Annotated in this window: 16 protein-coding genes; 9 read left to right on the forward strand and 7 right to left on the reverse strand. The window is 55.6% G+C overall.

Going from position 1 to position 17,872, the window contains the following annotated elements; genetic code table 11:
• Nucleotides 1–47 precede the first annotated feature (47 nt).
• On the reverse strand, nucleotides 48–794 hold the full coding sequence (locus K5621_RS15490; protein WP_221049682.1) for an RES family NAD+ phosphorylase: 747 nt from the start codon (nucleotides 792–794) through the stop codon (nucleotides 48–50).
• A gap of 37 nt (nucleotides 795–831) precedes the next feature.
• Nucleotides 832–1,194: an MbcA/ParS/Xre antitoxin family protein gene (locus tag K5621_RS15495; protein WP_100142153.1), complete on the reverse strand. Its 363-nt coding sequence runs from the start codon at nucleotides 1,192–1,194 to the stop codon at nucleotides 832–834.
• Nucleotides 1,195–1,377: 183 nt separating this feature from the next.
• Here K5621_RS15495 and nfsB point away from each other — a divergent pair, with 183 nt between their 5' ends.
• The 3 genes from nfsB (at nucleotide 1,378) to K5621_RS15510 (ending at nucleotide 3,680) form a co-directional block, all read left to right on the forward strand.
• Nucleotides 1,378–2,031 carry an oxygen-insensitive NAD(P)H nitroreductase gene (nfsB, locus tag K5621_RS15500; protein ID WP_221049683.1) on the forward strand — a complete coding sequence of 218 codons (654 nt, stop codon included), beginning with the start codon at nucleotides 1,378–1,380 and terminating at the stop codon, nucleotides 2,029–2,031.
• 129 nt (nucleotides 2,032–2,160) lie between these two features.
• Nucleotides 2,161–2,802 carry a DNA-J related domain-containing protein gene (locus tag K5621_RS15505; RefSeq protein ID WP_100142155.1) on the forward strand — a complete coding sequence of 214 codons (642 nt, stop codon included), beginning with the start codon at nucleotides 2,161–2,163 and terminating at the stop codon, nucleotides 2,800–2,802.
• Between the two features lie 140 nt (nucleotides 2,803–2,942).
• Nucleotides 2,943–3,680: a DsbA family protein gene (locus K5621_RS15510; protein ID WP_100142156.1), complete on the forward strand. Its 738-nt coding sequence runs from the start codon at nucleotides 2,943–2,945 to the stop codon at nucleotides 3,678–3,680.
• A gap of 100 nt (nucleotides 3,681–3,780) precedes the next feature.
• On the opposite strand, the gene mrcB is transcribed toward K5621_RS15510, so the two are convergent.
• The 3 genes from mrcB to K5621_RS15525 all read right to left on the reverse strand — a co-directional run bounded on the left by mrcB (nucleotide 3,781) and on the right by K5621_RS15525 (nucleotide 10,914).
• Nucleotides 3,781–6,108 (reverse strand): penicillin-binding protein 1B, encoded by a 2,328-nt coding sequence (gene mrcB, locus K5621_RS15515; protein WP_221049684.1) that lies wholly within the window; start codon nucleotides 6,106–6,108, stop codon nucleotides 3,781–3,783.
• A gap of 14 nt (nucleotides 6,109–6,122) precedes the next feature.
• Nucleotides 6,123–8,678 carry an ATP-dependent helicase HrpB gene (hrpB, locus tag K5621_RS15520; protein ID WP_221049685.1) on the reverse strand — a complete coding sequence of 852 codons (2,556 nt, stop codon included), beginning with the start codon at nucleotides 8,676–8,678 and terminating at the stop codon, nucleotides 6,123–6,125.
• 64 nt (nucleotides 8,679–8,742) lie between these two features.
• A complete protein-coding gene (locus tag K5621_RS15525; protein ID WP_221049686.1) occupies nucleotides 8,743–10,914 on the reverse strand; it encodes a putative bifunctional diguanylate cyclase/phosphodiesterase in 2,172 nt (723 codons plus the stop codon).
• 143 nt (nucleotides 10,915–11,057) lie between these two features.
• Between K5621_RS15525 and thpR the strand changes: the two genes are divergently transcribed.
• Nucleotides 11,058–11,606, forward strand: coding sequence for an RNA 2',3'-cyclic phosphodiesterase (gene thpR, locus K5621_RS15530; protein ID WP_221049687.1), 549 nt, complete (start codon nucleotides 11,058–11,060; stop codon nucleotides 11,604–11,606).
• 1 nt (nucleotide 11,607) lies between these two features.
• Here thpR and K5621_RS15535 read toward each other — a convergent pair whose 3' ends face one another.
• On the reverse strand, nucleotides 11,608–12,066 hold the full coding sequence (locus K5621_RS15535; protein WP_221049688.1) for a GNAT family N-acetyltransferase: 459 nt from the start codon (nucleotides 12,064–12,066) through the stop codon (nucleotides 11,608–11,610).
• 91 nt (nucleotides 12,067–12,157) lie between these two features.
• On the reverse strand, nucleotides 12,158–13,435 hold the full coding sequence (gene pepB / locus K5621_RS15540) for an aminopeptidase PepB (RefSeq protein WP_100142162.1): 1,278 nt from the start codon (nucleotides 13,433–13,435) through the stop codon (nucleotides 12,158–12,160).
• A gap of 164 nt (nucleotides 13,436–13,599) precedes the next feature.
• On the opposite strand from pepB, the gene sfsA reads away from it, so the two are divergent.
• From sfsA to folK, 5 genes are all read left to right on the forward strand, one after another.
• Nucleotides 13,600–14,304, forward strand: a complete 705-nt coding sequence (gene sfsA, locus K5621_RS15545) for a DNA/RNA nuclease SfsA (RefSeq protein ID WP_100142163.1) — start codon at nucleotides 13,600–13,602, stop codon at nucleotides 14,302–14,304.
• A 168-nt stretch (nucleotides 14,305–14,472) separates the two neighbouring features.
• Nucleotides 14,473–14,916 (forward strand): RNA polymerase-binding protein DksA, encoded by a 444-nt coding sequence (dksA, locus tag K5621_RS15550; RefSeq protein WP_100142164.1) that lies wholly within the window; start codon nucleotides 14,473–14,475, stop codon nucleotides 14,914–14,916.
• A 68-nt stretch (nucleotides 14,917–14,984) separates the two neighbouring features.
• Nucleotides 14,985–15,854: a tRNA glutamyl-Q(34) synthetase GluQRS gene (gene gluQRS, locus K5621_RS15555; protein WP_221049689.1), complete on the forward strand. Its 870-nt coding sequence runs from the start codon at nucleotides 14,985–14,987 to the stop codon at nucleotides 15,852–15,854.
• Between the two features lie 113 nt (nucleotides 15,855–15,967).
• Nucleotides 15,968–17,353: a polynucleotide adenylyltransferase PcnB gene (gene pcnB / locus K5621_RS15560; protein WP_229672014.1), complete on the forward strand. Its 1,386-nt coding sequence runs from the start codon at nucleotides 15,968–15,970 to the stop codon at nucleotides 17,351–17,353.
• 1 nt (nucleotide 17,354) lies between these two features.
• Nucleotides 17,355–17,843, forward strand: a complete 489-nt coding sequence (folK, locus tag K5621_RS15565; RefSeq protein WP_221049690.1) for a 2-amino-4-hydroxy-6-hydroxymethyldihydropteridine diphosphokinase — start codon at nucleotides 17,355–17,357, stop codon at nucleotides 17,841–17,843.
• The last annotated feature ends 29 nt before the right edge of the window (nucleotides 17,844–17,872 follow it).

Here is a 17,872-nt window from a genome sequence, read left to right on the forward strand (position 1 = left end):
AGTTGACACCAGTCCTCAAGCGTCAATCAGCTATATCTGGCTCACTCTCAGGCGGGACGCGGCAACTGTCCGTCCCGCAAAAAGTCTTTTAAAAACCAGGTCAATGGCATGCTGCGACTATTACGACGACTGAAAGCCACCTTGTCGGCCGAGCTTTGGCAGATCCAGTATTCACACTCCTGCGGCTCGGTTGATTGCAACACCAGAGGATCGTGCAGCGCCAGGTTAACGCCCTCTTCAGCTCTGGCCGAAGTGTAGCGGATCATCTGCGCCTGCTGCTGCAACAACCAGGCCCCCAATGCTTGGGTATAGGCATAGTTCGACTTGTGAGTCAGTTGCTGCTGCACTTCCTGCCGCTGCAATAGTGTCAGATCGGCACAATTGCGGGCATCAATATTCACAGAGAACAGCATATGCTCAGAGCGCAGTGGCTCCAGATAAGGCTCCAGCATGTCGGCCATAAAGACAAAACGATAATAGGCGACTTCGGCCAAGCAGGTCTGCCAGGACTCACTGGCATAAAAGAAGCTTTCCATAGTGATACTGCCAAAGCGCGAGCCATGGCGCAGCGGCGGGTAACGAAACGGGGTCTTGAGCAGATAATGTAAATGCTCTGTCCCGCTCCGGTAAGGCGGTTTAACCTCATCGAGCAGGGATTCGAGCAGCATCTGTTCGTCAAAATCATCCACCAGACTCAGAGTGGCGGCTTCTTCTTGAGATTCAACCAGGCGATAACCACGGCCAAGGTAGGGGCGAGGGAAAAAGTCCTGTGGCTCTAACGCGCTAAAATCCATTTTCAGTTGGTTGTCTCCTTTCATCGACTATGGTCTGTCAAACCTTGCCTCGCATCGCATCCAGATATTGGTTAACACTCACCAGGCCAACCACGGTTTGCAACAGAGCCTTTGGCGTCCCATTCAGCGCCTTGTTGGGGCTATTGAGCCAGTGACGCATAAAGGCTTTTTCTCCCCCCGCCATGGCATACAGCGAACGATACAGACGGATAAGTTGCAACTGCAACTCCCCCTGCTTGGAGTCGGGTTTAAACCCCTTGCCGCTGTTACGGCTCAAGGTGCTGGGATTAACGCCTATGATGCGACTGGCCTCGGCCTGGGTAAGTTGTAACTCTCGGCAAGCATTGGAAAATGCCTTGAATAACACCTCGGAGGCATTGGCTTTCTCTAGGGTATTCATCTTTGCTGCTCCGCCATAAACCTGACCATAGATTAACCAATGCCACCTGCAAATGCAATTTTTGGCCATATAAAAGTGCAAATAAAAGTCGATTAAACCAAGAGACTGAAACCCTGTTGTAAAGCGCAACAGAGATCGTAGAATGCCAGAAGCATTTCAGCCTCATTTGTCCGGAGCAGCGACATGACAGATCTGACCTACCTTGCCAAAAAGCGTTATACCACCAAGGCTTTTGATCCCAACAAGAAGATCCCCCAGGATAAAATTGACGATCTGCAGAGCCTGTTGCAGTTCAGCCCCTCCTCGGTGAACTCCCAGCCATGGCACTTTGTACTGGCCGCAACAGATGAAGGCAAAGCCAAAATCGCCGAGTCTACCGCAGACTATGGCTTTAACACGCCAAAGATCCTCAACGCTTCCCACGTGGTAGTACTCTGCACCCGCAACAACATGGATGAAGCCCATCTGCTGCGTCTGCTGGAGCAGGAAGATGCCGATGGCCGCTTCGCCGATGAAAACGCCAAACAAGGCCAACATAACGGCCGCTCTTTCTTCACCAATATGCACAGATTCGAACTCAAGGATCTGCAGCACTGGATGGAGAAACAAACCTATCTGGCGCTGGGTACTCTGTTGCTGGGCGCCAGCGTATTGGACATAGATGCCACCCCTATCGAAGGCTTCGATGCCACTAAGCTCAACCAGGTGTTGGGCCTCAGAGAGCAAGGCTTCACCGCCAGCGTAGTGGTTGCCCTCGGCTACCATGACGAATCAGACTTCAACGCCAAGCTGCCTAAGTCTCGCCTGCCTCAAGAAGAGCTCTTTACCAAGATCTAACGAGGAACGAGTTTATATTCCCCCTTTCAGAACCCGGCACTCCGCCGGGTTCTATTATTTTTCACCTTGCGCCCACAGCCACCTGTGGCATAGTAGTTTTCATTATTAGGTCAGGATGAATGTCCCACTATGCTGCTTGCCAAACCCACACTGGCCCAGCCAGAGACTACAGGGGTCAAGCCGACCCGACTCAAGGGCGACAACCCACTTATCTGGCCACTGCTCAGCTTACTCAAACGCAGCAACCGCTCCTGGAAGGTACATCATCTCGCTACCGAGTTGCAGCAACAGGGACTGATGCACGACTTGGATCCTCTGCCAGAGAAAGATCTGTTCAAACGCAACTTCCTGCTGATGAATGCCCTCTATGAACTACAACACATACTGTTGCCTGGCCAATGGCTACAGGTACAGGCCATGGATATCATATTGCTGCGGATCCCTCCGGCAAATGTGCTGCAACTGCAACAAGACGATTCAGCGCTCAGGGACTACTACCTCGACTGGAACAACTATGACACCTGCGTCAATGTTGTCCGTGAGATGCTGGAATCCTTCTGGAACAGTTATCAGGATTATATTGGCGTGCGTCCCGGCCGTTTTGCCCAACGAGAGGCGCTACGGGTATTGGAGCTGGAAGCCGATGCCAGCGACAAGGAGATCCGCCGCCAATGGCGTAAACTGGCGCTAAAGTGGCACCCGGATAGACAAGGCGGTGATGCCGCCAAGTTCAGACAGATCTGCGAGGCCTGGCAAGCCCTGCGAGGTTGAATAATCAGGCAAACCGTCAAAGCTTAGCCTCGCTCACAGAAATGGCCGCCAAAGGCACCGTCGCTTAAGTCATAATTAAGCCAGTCACACTAACCTGACAACAAAGGGCGCTGCGCCCGGTCAACTCTGAGGAGATTATTTTGCTCAAGCCACTGGTTGCCGCAATGGCACTTACCCTGATCCCGCTGGCCGCCAATGCCGCCGACTTTATCGAAGGTCAACACTATACCCAGATAGCCAAGAATGGTAGTGAAGAGCCTAAACTCACCGAGTTTTTCTCTTTTTACTGTCACAGCTGTTTTAACATGGAGACCCAGTACCTGGCAGATATCAAGGCCGGTCTCAAAAAAGATGTTAATTTTGACAATAAGCATGTCGACTTTATGAACAGCGATCTCGGCACCGAGGTGATGAAATCTCTGGCCATCATGCAAGAGCTGGGCGTAGCCGACAAGCTGACTCACCCCATGTTTGCCGCCATTCAGGGCGAGGAAGGGGCTCACGGCCATGACCATTCCGCTCCTGGACACAAGCATACCTCCGCCATCAACAGCCGCGACGATATCAAGCAGCTGTTTGCCGCCAACGGTGTCGATATCAGTCAGTATGATACCTTGGCCGACAGCAAGAAAATCAATGATGTCATCGCCCTGTGGCGTACACAACAGAATGAATTTGGTGTTCAGAGTGTGCCAAGCTTCGTGGTGAACGACAAATATATGGTTAATCTGGATCAAATACGCACCCTAGGTGAACTGACCGACCTGATAAACTTCCTGGCTACCGAAAAAGATGCCAAGAAAGATGAAGGTGGCAGCCTGGGTTGGTTGTTCCTGGCCTTCGCCGGTGTCGCCGCCGTTACCAGACGTCGCCGCTGAAATCTGACGGTATAGCGATAAAGCGCTATATTCTCAAACAAGTCAAAGGCCACCTCGTGGTGGCCTTTTTGCTATCTAGTGTCTATTAGCCTCTACACGGTTAACCACCGAGGATCCGCTTCCACCAAGGCAGAGGTTCACCACAGTTGGGCGCCGGATGATAACTATCGGCCAGCGCAGGTACCGCCACCACATTACGGCAATCTGCTTGTTTCGCCGCGCCGCTATCCCGGTCGAAATAGCCCTGCACCACGCCGTTGACCGGCGGCAATCTCAACCCCAGCGGCGGCCGCTCGGCGAGGAAACGTTGATAAACCGTCATCGCACCACTGCTGCCATAGAGCTGGGTCTTGCCGTTGTCATCTCGGCCAACCCAAACGGCGGCAACGTTACGCTCGTCAAATCCGGCAAACCAGGAATCGCGGCGGTCATTGCTGGTGCCCGTCTTGCCCGCCAGCATCACGCCGGGGAAGGCCGCCCCCAGGCGCGAAGCCGTGCCGGACTCCACCACCTTGGTCATGGCGTACTGCACCAGATAGTTGGCCGCCGGCGTTATCGCCTCATGGCGTGGCATACTGGCCGCAGGCAGAGGCTGGTTGTCGCTGTTCAGCACGGCAGTCACCGCATTGAGCTGACGATAACGCCCGCCGTCCGCCAGGGTCTGATATACCTGCGCCACCATCAAAGGGGAACCGTTCACGGCGCCGAGCAACATGGAAGGATAAGCCGGTACAGCCTCATTCCAACCGGCCTCTTTTAACGTCGCGGCCACGGCATCGACGCCTACCATCATGCCCAAATTCACGGTCGGCACATTCATCGACTTCTTGAACGCCGTCAACAGTGGCACCTGGCCACGGAACTTGCGATCCACATTCTGGGGCGACCAAGTCTTGCCCTGCTCATTCTTGAGGGTAATGGCCTCATCTTTGAGGGGGCTGGCGAGATTGAACTTACTGCCCTGTGCCAGCGCCGTGGCATAAACAAACGGCTTGACCAGTGAACCTATGGGACGGCGAATTTCCACCGCCCGGTTGAAACCCTCGTAGCCCGGCACCTTATCGCCCACCATGGCGGCGATCCCGGCGCTGTACTTGTCGGTCACTACCATGCCCACCTGCAACTCTTTATCTTTCTTGCCAAGCTCCTTCAGGGTTCGCTCAACGGCGTTTTCGGCAGCTTCCTGCGCCATGGGATCCAAGGTGGTATAGACCTTGACGCCGGACTGCTTCAGCAGCGCCGCACCATAGCGATCCTTGAGTTCCTGTTTAACCACTGCAAAGAAGGCCGGCAGTTTCTGATGCACAGGTTTGTCAGAGCGCCTTAATCCCAGCGGCGACTCCGCTGCCGCCTTATATTGGTCGACAGAAATTTTGTTGCCTTCCATCAAGAGCCTAAGCACCAGATCGCGCCGCTCCTGAGCCCTATCAGGATAGCGCCAGGGGTTGTAGTAAGATGGCCCCTTGATGGCGGCGACCAGGAAGGCTTGCTGCGCCAGGGTCAGCTCTCCTACGGGGCGGCCAAAATAGAATTGCGATGCCAGCCCCATGCCATGCACGGCTCTGGACTTGTCCTGTCCCATGTAGACCTCATTGAGATAGGCCTCGAGAATTTCATCCTTGCTGTAACGAAAATCGATAATCAGCGCCATCAAGGCCTCCCTGGCCTTACGGATCAAGGAGCGCTCGCTGGAGAGGAAGAAGTTCTTCGCCAGCTGCTGGGTCAGGGTCGAGCCGCCCTGTACCGTGCGACCGGCACTGATATTGACCAGCAGGGCGCGGGCGATGGCAAAGGGATTCACCCCGTGGTGCTCATAGAAGCTGCGGTCTTCCACCAAAATAAGCGCTTCGACTATGTGTTCGGGGATCTGCTCTGTCGGCACAAATAGCCTGTCCTCACCATCGCCGGCGATGATCCTGTCCAGCAGCACAGGTTCGAGATGAAACACCGCCAGTTGGCGTTTGTCGCTCATGCGCGCCACCGAAGTGACGCCGTTGGAGTCGAAACTTATCATCACCCGCTGCTCTGCCTGGCTTCCCTCAGGATGCAGGAAGGGGCGGCGCCACAGCTCGATTCGGGTACTGGAGGCAGAAAACTCGCCCACCTGACGCGGATTGGCCACCTTGCGATAGCCCAGCAGTTTAAGTTCGGCCATCAACTGGGCGTGGCTCACCGCCGCCCCGGGATAGAGCGCCATGGAGCGACTGAACACCTGCGCAGGCAGGTGCCACTTCTGCCCTTCGAACTTACGGGCGATGATCTGATCCAGGTAGATACAATAGATGGTCAACGCCGCTACCAGAATAAGGGCCAGCTTCCAGGTTATCGACCATAACCTGCGCCATAGCCCGGGGCTTTGCCGCGCCGGTTTGCTCTTGCGGCTGGTTTTTCTGGTACTTTTTTTCGTGGTACTTTTCTTGATGGTCATGCTTATCCCAAAATTTACTGCTGGATATTCAAGGTCTTTTTCTTAGTGAACTTGGTCGGCAAAGTATTGGCCGGATCGTCGGGCCACAGGTGTTTAGGGTAGCGCCCACGCATCTCTTTTTTCACTTCGACATAGGGCCCTTGCCAAAAACTGGCCAGATCGGCCGTCAGCGCCAAAGGGCGCTGCGCCGGAGACAAGAGTTCCATGGTTACGGTCAGCTCCCCTTGCAGTAGCCGCGGGCTTTCGGCCATGCCCAGCGCTTCCTGCAGACGCACACTCAGCAGCGCCCGCCCGCCGGCATCATAGCGGATCGGTGCCCGGGTGCCCGTGGCCATTTTCCAATGACTCGGCAGCCATTCATTCAGTGTCTGCTGCGCCTGCCACTCGAGGCGATTGAGCAGCAGCTGCTTGATATCCAATGCCATTAATCCCTTTAGCTGCTTGATATCGCTCAAAAACGGCTCCAACCACTCCTCGAGAGAATCCAGCAGCGCCGGATCGCTGCTGTCCGGAAATAGGCTCGGATCTTTGGATCTTGCCAGTGCCAGCCTGAACTGGAGCTGCCTGACATCCTCATCCATATTGAGCAGCGCCAAGCCCTTGCTGCGCAGCAGCGCCATAATCGCCTGAGCCCTCAGCTTGGGATCCGCCTCTTTCTCGGCCTCCCGCTTGAGCACTATCTCCCCCAGACGCAGTTGGCGCTCGGCAAAGAAACGTCCCTTGGACTCATCCCAGCCCGCCTGCTGTTGCCAAGTACAGAGAAAAGCCAGCTCATTTTCCAGCAATCCCGCCGGTAATTCGGCCGCCAGATAGATGCGGCCGGCGCTGCGGCCCTCGGTTTCCTGATAGTCGGCCACCACCAGAAACTCGCAGCCGCTGAGGCTGTCACCGGCATCGAGCACCACGCCGCTGCCATTGGCCAACTGGTAACCCTCGACGCCTCTTGCCTTGGCTATCCTGTCAGGAAATGCCAGCGCCAACAACAGGGCGCAATCGGCACGATTCGCCAATTTCAGAAAATCCGCCGCCTTGCCATTAAGTCCTAAGCGTCTGAGCCAGTTGCCGACTTGTCTGGCTTCAAGGCCTTGAGTGGCCTGAGAAAGTTTATCCATGATGTCGGCGCCGTTGCCCGCAAGGCTTCTGGCCTCCAATAAGGCAGCCAGCAGACAAGCCAGACCGGCGAGCTCAGGCTCGCCGCGCCCCTGCCCCAAACTCTGCGCCCGGAGCAGCATGTGCGCCAGCCGCGGCTGCGCCCCCAGTGCATAGGCCGCGCGGCCATGGGCAGTAAGCTTACGTTGCGGGTCTACCAATTGCAGCGACTGCAACAGCTGCCAGGCCACCGCCTCATTGGCTCTGGCCGGTGGCGTCAGTAAAGGCAAGTCACTGAGGCTGCGCACACCCCAGCAGGCCGCATCCAGGGCCATGGAGAGCAAGTCGGCATGCAAGATTTCCGGTTCATCCGCCTGCGGCAAGCGGCCGTGCTCCTCCTGGCCCCAAAGCCTTAAGCAGAAACCCGCACTGGTGCGCCCAGCCCGCCCGGCTCTTTGAGTGGCCGATGCCTGGCTGATACGCTTGAGTCCCAAACGGGTCACGCCGCTGCGGGGGTTGAAACTGGCCTGGCGCTTGTAACCACTGTCCACCACCAGAGTAATCCCCTCTATGGTCAAACTGGATTCCGCCAGGTTGGTGGACAGCACCAGCTTACGCTCACCGGCATTGGCTGGGGCAATCGCCGCATCCTGCTCTTTGGCACTCAGTGAACCATAGAGAGGACAAATGCGCACATTGGCCGCAACTCGGGATTGCAGATAGTGCTTGAGGCGCTGAATTTCCCCTTGTCCCGGCAGGAAGGCGAGAATCGAACCCTGTTGCTGCGCTTCGCTAACCCCCAAAGCGCTGGCTTGCTGAGGGTCCAGCAGCGCCAACAGCTGCCGCCCCATGTGTTCAAGCCAAGGCGCCATGCCAGTGCCGGAACCCGAGCCGCTGCGCCTCTGCGCCGAAGCGGCGCTGTAGGCGATAGTCACAGGGTAACTGCGGCCCTCACTGGCAAGCAGCTTGGCATCCGGCATCAAGGTTTGTAACGGCAAGCCTTCGAGGGTTGCCGACATGGCCAACAAGTGCAAATCGTCCCGCAATGAGGCCTGCACTTCCAGTGCCAGCGCCAGACCGAGATCTGTGCTCAGATGGCGCTCATGGATCTCATCGAAAATGATCATGGCAACGCCCTTGAGCTCAGGGTCCTGCTGGATCATGCGGGTCAGCACCCCCTCGGTGATGATCTCGAGTCGGGTGTTGCCGCTGACCTGACTCTCACCACGAACCCTGAACCCCACCTCTTGCCCCAGCGCCTGCCCTCTTTGGCGCGCCAAAAAGCCAGCGATGGCCCGCGCCGCCACCCGTCTGGGCTCCAGCATGAGGATCTTGCCATCGATTTCCGGCCAGTCGAGCAGTGCCAAGGGCAGCGCGGTGGATTTACCGGCTCCGGTAGGTGCTTCGAGGATAACTTGCTGACAAGTGGCCAAGGTTTGGCGCAGTTGAGGCAACAGGGATTGAATGGGTAAGTCGTTCAAGATTCAGGGCATGGCTTACAAAAACAGGCGCTCAGTGTAACCAGTTTCCGCCGCTGTGGCTAACCTAACGGATTGGCTCGCTCAGCGCCAATAAGGGCCTGGGTTTACCTATGGCGTAACCTTGAGCATAATCCACTCCTAGCTCCCGCAGTTTCGCCACTATGGCCTCGGTTTCCACAAACTCGGCAATAGTTTGAAACGCCATCTGCTTCCCCAACTGACACATGGCGGCAATAATCGCCTGATCCGCCTTGTCTTCACAGAGATTGACCACAAACTGGCCGTCAATCTTCACATAATCCACCGCCAACTGTTTCAGGTAGGCAAAAGAGGAAAAACCGGCGCCAAAGTCATCCATCGCCAGCTTACAACCCAAAGGCTTGAGCAGTTCAATCAACCTATGAGCCTGCTCGAGCTGGCTGAGTACCGACGTTTCGGTGATTTCGATACACAGCTTATCGACCAACTCCGGCTCGGCCAGCAGACGCATCTCAAGCCAGTCCATAAACTCCTCATCCTCGAGCGAGGACGCAGAAAGGTTCAGCGACACCAAAGACAGGGATTGCCACAACTCAAGATGCCGATTGCCCCAAAGCAGCAGATGATCTATCACCCAGCGATCCACTCTGGATGCCAGGTTATAACGTTCAGCCGCCGGCAAAAAAATTGCCGGTGACAACATCTCTCCCTCCTCCTGATACATACGCAGCAAGATCTCCAGGTGCATACCGCTATCTGTGGCTTCCAGCGGGCGGATCTCCTGGAAATAGAGCTCAAATTTGTCGTTGGCCAGGGCTCCCAGGACATCGACCGAGGCGGTCATTTCGCTGTAGAGCCGCTTGAGGCGGGGATCGCTGCTGTCGTAGAGTAACCAGCCATTGCGCCCCTGCTCCTTGGCCAGCCGGCAAGCGGCATCGGCCTGGCCCATGACGGTATAGATGTCCTGCGCCAATGGTTCCAACAGGGCTATGCCTATGCTGGCCGAGACCCCGTGTTTGCGGTTTTCCCAGTTGAATTCATGATTAAACAGCTGCTGACAGATACGCTCAGCAATATGTTTGGCCGACTCTGGGTTGCAAAAATGCATCAGGATCCCGAACTCATCGCCGCCGAGCCTGGCCACCACATCCCCCTTGCGCACCAACTGCTTGAGCCGCTGCGCCACCTGACACAAGAGCCTGTCACCCGCGATATGACCGCTGACATTGTTGATCACCCGAAACTGATCCAGATCCACAAAGGCAATACACACGGGCGAATCTCGCTCTTCAGTCAACACCTTGGCCAACAGGGCTTCGAAATGCGCCCGATTGGGCAGGCCGGTCAGTGCATCATAATTGGCGTGAAATGACAGCTCACTGGCCAATCTGTGGCGCTCACTAACATCTTCGGCCATCAGCACCAAAGTACGCTTATCAGCCTTACTGCGGCTGAAACTGAGTTTTTGCCAGGAGAGCTCCTGTCCATGCAGAAAACCAACCTCACACCAGGCCTGATTCAATACTCCATCGCGTACCACGGCCAGGGTATCGAGCAAAATGCCCTTGTCATCCTCACGCACCAACGCCAGCAGATCCTGGCTGTCACTGGCCACCAAGGTCTGCTTGGCTATCCGGTTCATCATGGTCAGTTGGTTGCTACTGTCCAGCTGCCCGCAAGCCAGGGGTAACTGTTGGAATAGCTCCTGATACTTGCGCTCACTGGCCAGCAGCGCCAAGGCGATTCGGGTCAGCTCCATCGCCGAGCCTATCATGGCGGCCGCATGGCTAAGCTCATTGACAAAGTCCTCTCGCCAGCGCTTTTCGCCGCCGCATTGCAGGGCGCCAACGGCGATATGGGTATCCCCCAGATGCAGTGGTGGCAACACCAGCAGGCTACGCACCTGCCACTGGCGTAGGAAACGTTTCTCTTCCTGAGCTTCCTTGGGAAGCTCCTCAATACTGTCCAAGGTCAAGAGTTTGGGGTGGCGTAACAGATTGCGAAAAAAGGGCATGTTCCCCAACCCCCACTCACGAGCGGCTTGCTGAGTATTGAATTGGGGTTTGAGATAGAGGTTGCGGGTCTTGAGTCGCCCCGGTGCCTTACCGGCCGCCAGCACAAACACGCCGTCACAGTCCAGTTGCCGGGTGATGATCTCCAGGGCGCGATCAACATTCTGCTCCAGGGTGATCAGCGGCGAATCGCTGAAGACATCCACCAGGGCATGTTGCAATTGATTGGCAAGACTCGCGGGCATAGTGAGGTCATTTCCTTACGACTGTTCCTGAACTGAAGAATCCGTCTGTTACCACTGCACTTTCATTCTCGCAGAATGAGCCAACTTGGCTGCAAGATGATATAAGCCATAGTATAGGTCAAGCTCCTAACCGGGAAGGGGAAATGAACGCAATTACGCCTAAAAGACTATTTCTGGGATTCGCGCCAACCGCGGCAGAAAGAGCGAGCTTGCTGAAGTTGCAGCAAGCTTGTGAACAAGCTGATGAACCGTCAGCCCCAGGTCTCAAGAAAGTGACTGAGGCCAATCTGCATCTCACCCTGGCGTTTCTCGGCCAGGTGACGGCAGAACAGCTCGAGGATTTACTCGCCGCCATTCCCGGCTTGCCCTTGAAACGCTTTCGGGTGCGGCTCGAGCATCTCTGCTTCTGGCCCGGGCCGAAAATACTCTGCCTGGCCGGGATAGCCGAAGATCCGGCGTTAATGGCGCTCGCCGGGGCGGCGCAACAACTGGCGGCCGCCCTGGGGTTGCATAGCAGCGAATATGATTACCGGCCCCATATCACCTTGATGCGAAGGGCCGGCAACCTACCGAAACTCGAAGATGTTCCAACGCTCGATTTAACGCCAAGCGAGCTGCAACTCTACGAGTCTTTGAGTACTCCGACCGGCGTCGAGTACCGGATATTGGCCAGCTGGCCGTTAAGCGACTGAATCACTTAAGCGCCTTGTGCATCACCACGCAGTCGAGCACTATGCCTCTTGGGGAGTGATATTGGCTTATCCCCTCACCGCAAAAGCCACAGTTACGATAGAAGTCGGCGGCATTGAGGGTAGACTCCAGCGTAAGCGCAGTCACGCCTCTTTCACGCGCCAAAGACTCGAGATGAGCGAGTAAGTCACGCCCGAGCCCTTGACCCATGGCTTGTGGATGCACGAACAGGGCTTCAATTCGGTCGTTATCCAGCATGCCGGTCGCCAGTATTTTTCCCTGATGTTCGATGAGATAAAAGTCTCTCTCCACCATGGTGATAAAGACAGAGGGCATCTCGCCTTGGGTCCAAATTCTGAGCTCTTCATCTGCGTAAAATCCCCGGCAACCGGCTTGAATAGCCAGATTGCGGATATCCCAGGCAGCTTGCGCGTCTTCCATTCTGGCCTTGCGTAACTTCATCCTGCACTTTCCTTGGTTGAAAAATAGCGATACACAGACATTAAAAAGCCGCCCAGTGGGCGGCTTGGTTTGGGCGTTAATTCCCTATGACTCAGTCCGCCAACAGTTCGGCTATGGTCAACATACCGTGAGTCGTGGCGCCTGCAGCCCAAAGGGCCGAAGCATTGTCTTCAAATGCGGCGGCCAGATCGATATGCAGCCAATCGACACCTTCATTGACAAAACGCCACAGGAAACCGGCGGCATTGGAAGCGCCTCCGGCGCCGCCACCTTTTACCGGGCGGCTGTTGGCGGTATCGGCATAGGCAGAAGGACACATCTCTTTATGCCAAGGCTCCAGAGGTAAAGGCCAAACATTTTCGGCCACTAGAGCCGCCTTTTGCTGCGTCAACGCCAGCAGTGGCTGGCTGGGGGAGAAAATGGCGTTATAGTTGCGACCAACGGCCATCACGGCGGCGCCGGTCAGAGTGGCGGCATCGATAACCCGAGTCGCACCACTGGCGCAGGCGGCCTGCAGGCCATCGGCCAGCACCAAGCGTCCCTCGGCGTCGGTATTGACCACTTCAACCGTGGTGCCGTTCTTGTAGGTCAGTATGTCTCCCAGCTTATAGGCACGACCACTTATCAGGTTCTCGGCGCAGCAGAGATAGAGTTTGACCCGCTTGTCGAGACCGTTCTGAATCGCCAGCCCCAACGCCGCAGTAACCGTTGCCGCGCCGCCCATATCGGCCTTCATGCCCAGCATGCCTTCGGAAGCCTTGATGCTGTAACCGCCCGAGTCAAAGGTAATCCCCTTGCCTACCAGCGCGACGGACACAGGAGCATCTTCCCCCAGAGGGTTGAAGTCCAGTTCCAGCAACGCAGGTGGCCTTTCGCTGCCGCGGCCAACCGCATGAATGCCGATCCACTGCTCCTGCAGCAAGGCTTCCCCTTCAACTATCCGGTAGCTGACCTTGTCACCGCCGAGCTCGGCCAGCCAACTGGCCGCCTGCTGCGCCAGTTTCAGAGGTGGCAGATTTTCCGGGGTTTCATTAATAAGACTGCGGGCAAACGATGCGCTGTAAGCCCTGCTGGTCAGCGCGCCCTTGAGCGCCTCATCACCGGCCCACTGGATCTCATGACCGCCTTTGGCAGTGACAAAGCCCTGGGCAAAGGCCCACTGACTGTTAAGGTCCCACCCCTCTCCCACCAAAGACACCTGATTGATCCCCTGGTTACGCAGCTTGCGGGCAGCCATCTGAATTTGTCGCAGGGCATCGTTTCCCTGCAGATGGATCTGAGCCTGCTCAGCATTGTAGGTTACATCGGCCTTGCCCCAATGGGCCGCTGGGGCCTCATGGGTCAGCGCTATCTTCATGGATTGACTCATTTCGATTCCTTCTTCTTTTATATGTAGTGAACGCTAGGCGCCACAATTGCGTCCAGTGTACTGCATTCCAGCCCGGCACTTGAAGCCCCGCGCCGAATGAGAATTGTTGCCAACTGTAAAGCCTGCTAGGCTTTGGAGTTTTCAGTCACTTCAGGGAGATGGGGATGGAGTTTATCCCACCACTGCAATCCGGCATTTTGATCCAAAGGTATAAACGCTTTCTGGCCGATGTCAGGCTGGATGATGGCACTGAGATTACTCTGCACTGCCCCAATACGGGTTCAATGAAGAACTGCCAGTTCCCAGGGGAGCGGGTTTGGTTCTCCTTTTCTGACAATCCCAAGCGTAAGTACGCCCACACCTGGGAACTGATGCAAACCCCTGGAGGCGACCTGATTGGAGTCAACACTGGCCGGGCCAATGCTCTGGTAGAGGAAGGGATCCAAACGGGTGTCATCAAGGAACTACAGGGATACCAAAACCTCAAGCGGGAAGTGAAATACGGGGATGAAAACAGCCGTATCGATATCTTTCTCAGCGAAGGGGCCGAGGCCGATTGCTATATCGAAGTGAAGAACACCACACTCTTGGAAGCGGGGCGTGGTTACTTTCCCGATGCCGTCACCAGCCGCGGTCAAAAACACTTGCGGGAACTGCTGTCCGTGGTCAAAAGTGGCCAACGAGGGGTATTGGTGTTTTTAGTGCAACATACCGGCATAAAAACCGTATCAGCGGCCCGCCATATCGACTCAAAATATGCCGATTTATTGAACGAAGCCATAGAGGCCGGGGTCGAAGTGCTGGCCTATGCTACAAGCCTTTCACCTCAAGGCTTCAGGGTGGAGTCTCGGCTCAAATTTGTCCGTTAGCGCGACACTCAAAAGTGATAAAAAGTTGATTTAATCGGGTTTAGCAGACATATTCAAATAATTAACAATAAGTAAATCGAAATATTTGCCTAGGTAGAGAGATTCTGATATAGATAGCGGCCGTTCATAAGAATGCCCTACGACGCAAATGGAAACAGGAGATGCGTTATGCCTGAAGGCACTAAAAAACTTGGTGTACTCGCTATCGCTGGTGTAGATCCTTACCAGGAAAAACCCGGTGAGGAGTATATGAACCCGCAACAACTGAGCCACTTCAAGACCATTCTTGAAGCCTGGCGGAATCAGTTGCGTCAAGAGGTGGACCGTACTCTCACTCATATGCAGGATGAAGCTGCAAACTTTCCGGATCCGGTCGACCGTGCCGCCCAGGAAGAAGAGTTCAGCCTCGAACTGCGCGCCCGCGATCGCGAACGCAAATTGATCAAAAAGATCGAAAAGACACTGCAGAAAATTGAAGAAGATGACTTCGGTTTCTGCGAATCCTGTGGCGTTGAAATCGGCATCCGTCGTCTGGAAGCCAGACCAACAGCCGATCTGTGTATCGACTGCAAAACGCTAGCAGAGATCAAAGAAAAGCAGATGGCAGGTTAATCTAATCTGCCACAGCGCGGGGCCTAGTGTTAAACTGGCCCCGCGATTTTTTTGTTACTCAGCCCTTAATGAACACCACTTCCTACATAGGCCGTTTCGCCCCCTCGCCTTCAGGCTCTTTGCATTTTGGCTCTCTTGTTGCCGCCCTCGGCAGTTATCTACGCGCCCGCTCAAAGCAAGGGCTGTGGTTGCTGCGAATAGAAGATATCGACCCACCAAGAGAAGTCAGCGGCGCAGCCGATGACATCATGCGCACACTGGAAGCCTTCGGCTTACACTGGGATGGCGAAGTGCTGTACCAAAGCCGACGCCTGCAAGACTATCAGCAACATATTGATGCCTTACTGGAATCCAATCAGGCCTACTATTGCCAGTGCACCCGCAAGCAGATCCAGCAAAGAGGTGGCGTTTACGACGGCCGCTGCCGGGAGTTGCAACTCAAACAAGGCGCCATTCGTATTCACAACCAACTGGCGGTGGCTCAGTTTACTGATGGTCATTTGGGTGAAGTCTGTGTCGACCCGGCCTTCGCCGCAGAAGACTTTATTATCAAGCGCAGCGATGGTCTGTACGCCTATCAACTGGCGGTAGTGCTGGACGATGCCTTTCAGGGCATCACAGAAATCGTCCGCGGCGCCGATCTCTTGGAAGCCAGTTGCCGACAAATAAGTCTGTTTCGGCAATTCGGGTTTCAGGAACCGAGTTTTTTTCATCTGCCGCTGGCCAGCACCCAGGCAGGACTCAAGCTATCCAAGCAGAACCATGCCACGCCGGTGGATAAACGCCATCCACAGCCGGCGCTGCTGGCGGCACTCGAGTTTCTCGGCCAGGCGGCTGTCACGCCCCAAGCCGATGTGACTCAGATGTTGTCCCAGGCGGTGGCTCAGTTTGATCCAGACAGCATTCCCAAACAGACAGAGATCCTCATCGGCCGCTGATATACTCATCGCCCGCTATTTGGTATATCATAGCCGCCAGTTTTTAACCCTTATTTTGCGTTAACGTTCCGAGGTGTCCCATTTTTCGCCGTATCAGTCAGTTTTGTAAGCAGTTGTTTGACGACAGTCAGACAGCCAAGGCTCAACAAGAAGACAACACAGACACAGGTTTAAGCCTGGAGGTTATCCCGCGCGATGGCCACAGCATTTCCCGCAGACAGATTAGCGAGAATGCGCTCAAGGTTTTGTATCGCCTGCATAAGTCTGGCTTTAACGCCTATCTGGTCGGTGGCGGCGTACGCGATCTGCTACTGGGACTGGAGCCGAAAGACTTTGACGTGGTCACCAATGCCACTCCGGAAGAGATCAAGAAGCTGTTTCGCAACTGCCGACTGGTTGGTCGTCGTTTCCGCCTGGCCCATATCGTCTTTGGCCGGGATGTTATCGAAGTGGCTACCTTCCGCGGCCACCACGGCAACAGCGAAGAGAAGATTTCCAAGGTCAATTCGGCCGGACGACTGCTGCGCGACAATGTTTATGGCGACATAGACGAAGACGCCGAGCGCCGCGACTTTACCGTCAACGCCCTCTATTACAATATTGCCGACTACTCCATTCGCAGCTATGGCGGCGGTATTCATGATCTTAAGGCCAGAACCCTGCGACTGATTGGCGATCCCGAGACCCGTTATCGGGAAGACCCGGTGCGTATGCTGCGGGCCGTGCGCTTTGCCACCAAGCTTGGGATGTCCATCGAAAAACGCACTGCGGCCCCGATCAAGAACCTGGCTCCGCTGCTTAAAGATATTCCGGCGGCGCGTATGTACGAAGAAGTACTCAAGCTGTTCTTCGCCGGTAAGGCACTGAACAACTATCAGATGATGCGCGAATATCAACTGTTTGCACCGATATTCCCTCTGGTAGAAAGCCTGCTGCGGGACGACCCCAAGGGTCCTGCCGGCAGACTGCTGAGCGAAATGATGCACAACACAGATGTGCGCGTTGGTGAAGACAAGCCTGTGACTCCGGCCTTCTTCTATGCCGCACTCCTTTGGTATCCGCTGCAAAACCGCGCCCAGGATATCGCTCTGGAAAGCGGTCTCAGCCCCTATGATGCCTTCTTTGCCGCCATGGGCGATGTACTCGAGCAGCAGTGCCGCTCGGTGAGCATTCCCCGTCGCTTCAGTACCCCGGCCCGGGATATCTGGCAGTTACAGATGCGTTTTGAACGCTCTCAAGGCGGCCGCGCCTTTAAGCTGATGGAACATCCCAAGTTCCGCGCCGCCTACGATCTCTTGCTGCTCAGGGCCAATGCCGAAGGCGGCAATCTGGCCAAGCAGGCCAGTTGGTGGCAACAGTTTGTCGAGTCTGATGACGATAAGAGGCAGCAACTGGTACGCAGCGGTAACAAAACAAGCGGAAGCCGCAACCGTAACGCCAATCAGCGCCGACGCCGCAAGCCACGTCGCCCAAGTGAAAAACCACAGGCGGCCGAGTAAGATGATCGGAGTCTATGTGGCGCTAGGCGCTAACCTGGACTCTCCCGAGCGCCAGCTTGATAGTGCTTGTCTGGCGCTGCAACAGCTGGCGCAGCAAAACAGCTTTCGCGTTTCATCTTACTATCGCTCGGTTCCCATGGGCGATATTCCCCAGCCTGACTATGTCAACGCGGTGGCCTATTTCGAGACCGAACTGGCACCGCTGGAACTCCTTGACGCCTTGCAGGAAATCGAACTGCAACAAGGGAGGCAACGTTTAGTGCGCTGGGGCCCCAGAACCCTGGATCTGGACCTGCTGCTCTACGGCGATCAGCAGATACAGACTCCAAGGCTCACAGTGCCGCACTACGGCATCAAGAGCCGCGAGTTTGTCCTCATTCCACTGGAAGAGCTCAATCCTTCACTGGTGCTGCCCTGCGGCACCGGCATAGCCACACTGATCACTAATGCCATGCGTCAATCGCTGCAATTGATCCATCCCTCAGGCTGAGAACCTGAGCCGGATCGTTGCAGTCCCAC

The sequence above is a fragment of the Shewanella carassii genome, from assembly GCF_019670705.1.
In the GTDB taxonomy this organism is placed as follows: domain Bacteria; phylum Pseudomonadota; class Gammaproteobacteria; order Enterobacterales; family Shewanellaceae; genus Shewanella; species Shewanella carassii.

Coding starts and splice junctions, on each gene's coding strand:
- K5621_RS15490 (WP_221049682.1), bottom strand. CDS start 794: ATGGATTTTAGCGCGTTAGAGCCACAGGACTTTTTCCCTCGCCCCTAC.
- K5621_RS15495 (WP_100142153.1), bottom strand. CDS start 1,194: ATGAATACCCTAGAGAAAGCCAATGCCTCCGAGGTGTTATTCAAGGCA.
- nfsB (WP_221049683.1), top strand. CDS start 1,378: ATGACAGATCTGACCTACCTTGCCAAAAAGCGTTATACCACCAAGGCT.
- K5621_RS15505 (WP_100142155.1), top strand. CDS start 2,161: ATGCTGCTTGCCAAACCCACACTGGCCCAGCCAGAGACTACAGGGGTC.
- mrcB (WP_221049684.1), bottom strand. CDS start 6,108: ATGACCATCAAGAAAAGTACCACGAAAAAAAGTACCAGAAAAACCAGC.
- K5621_RS15525 (WP_221049686.1), bottom strand. CDS start 10,914: ATGCCCGCGAGTCTTGCCAATCAATTGCAACATGCCCTGGTGGATGTC.
- thpR (WP_221049687.1), top strand. CDS start 11,058: ATGAACGCAATTACGCCTAAAAGACTATTTCTGGGATTCGCGCCAACC.
- K5621_RS15535 (WP_221049688.1), bottom strand. CDS start 12,066: ATGAAGTTACGCAAGGCCAGAATGGAAGACGCGCAAGCTGCCTGGGAT.
- pepB (WP_100142162.1), bottom strand. CDS start 13,435: ATGAGTCAATCCATGAAGATAGCGCTGACCCATGAGGCCCCAGCGGCC.
- sfsA (WP_100142163.1), top strand. CDS start 13,600: ATGGAGTTTATCCCACCACTGCAATCCGGCATTTTGATCCAAAGGTAT.
- dksA (WP_100142164.1), top strand. CDS start 14,473: ATGCCTGAAGGCACTAAAAAACTTGGTGTACTCGCTATCGCTGGTGTA.
- gluQRS (WP_221049689.1), top strand. CDS start 14,985: ATGAACACCACTTCCTACATAGGCCGTTTCGCCCCCTCGCCTTCAGGC.
- folK (WP_221049690.1), top strand. CDS start 17,355: ATGATCGGAGTCTATGTGGCGCTAGGCGCTAACCTGGACTCTCCCGAG.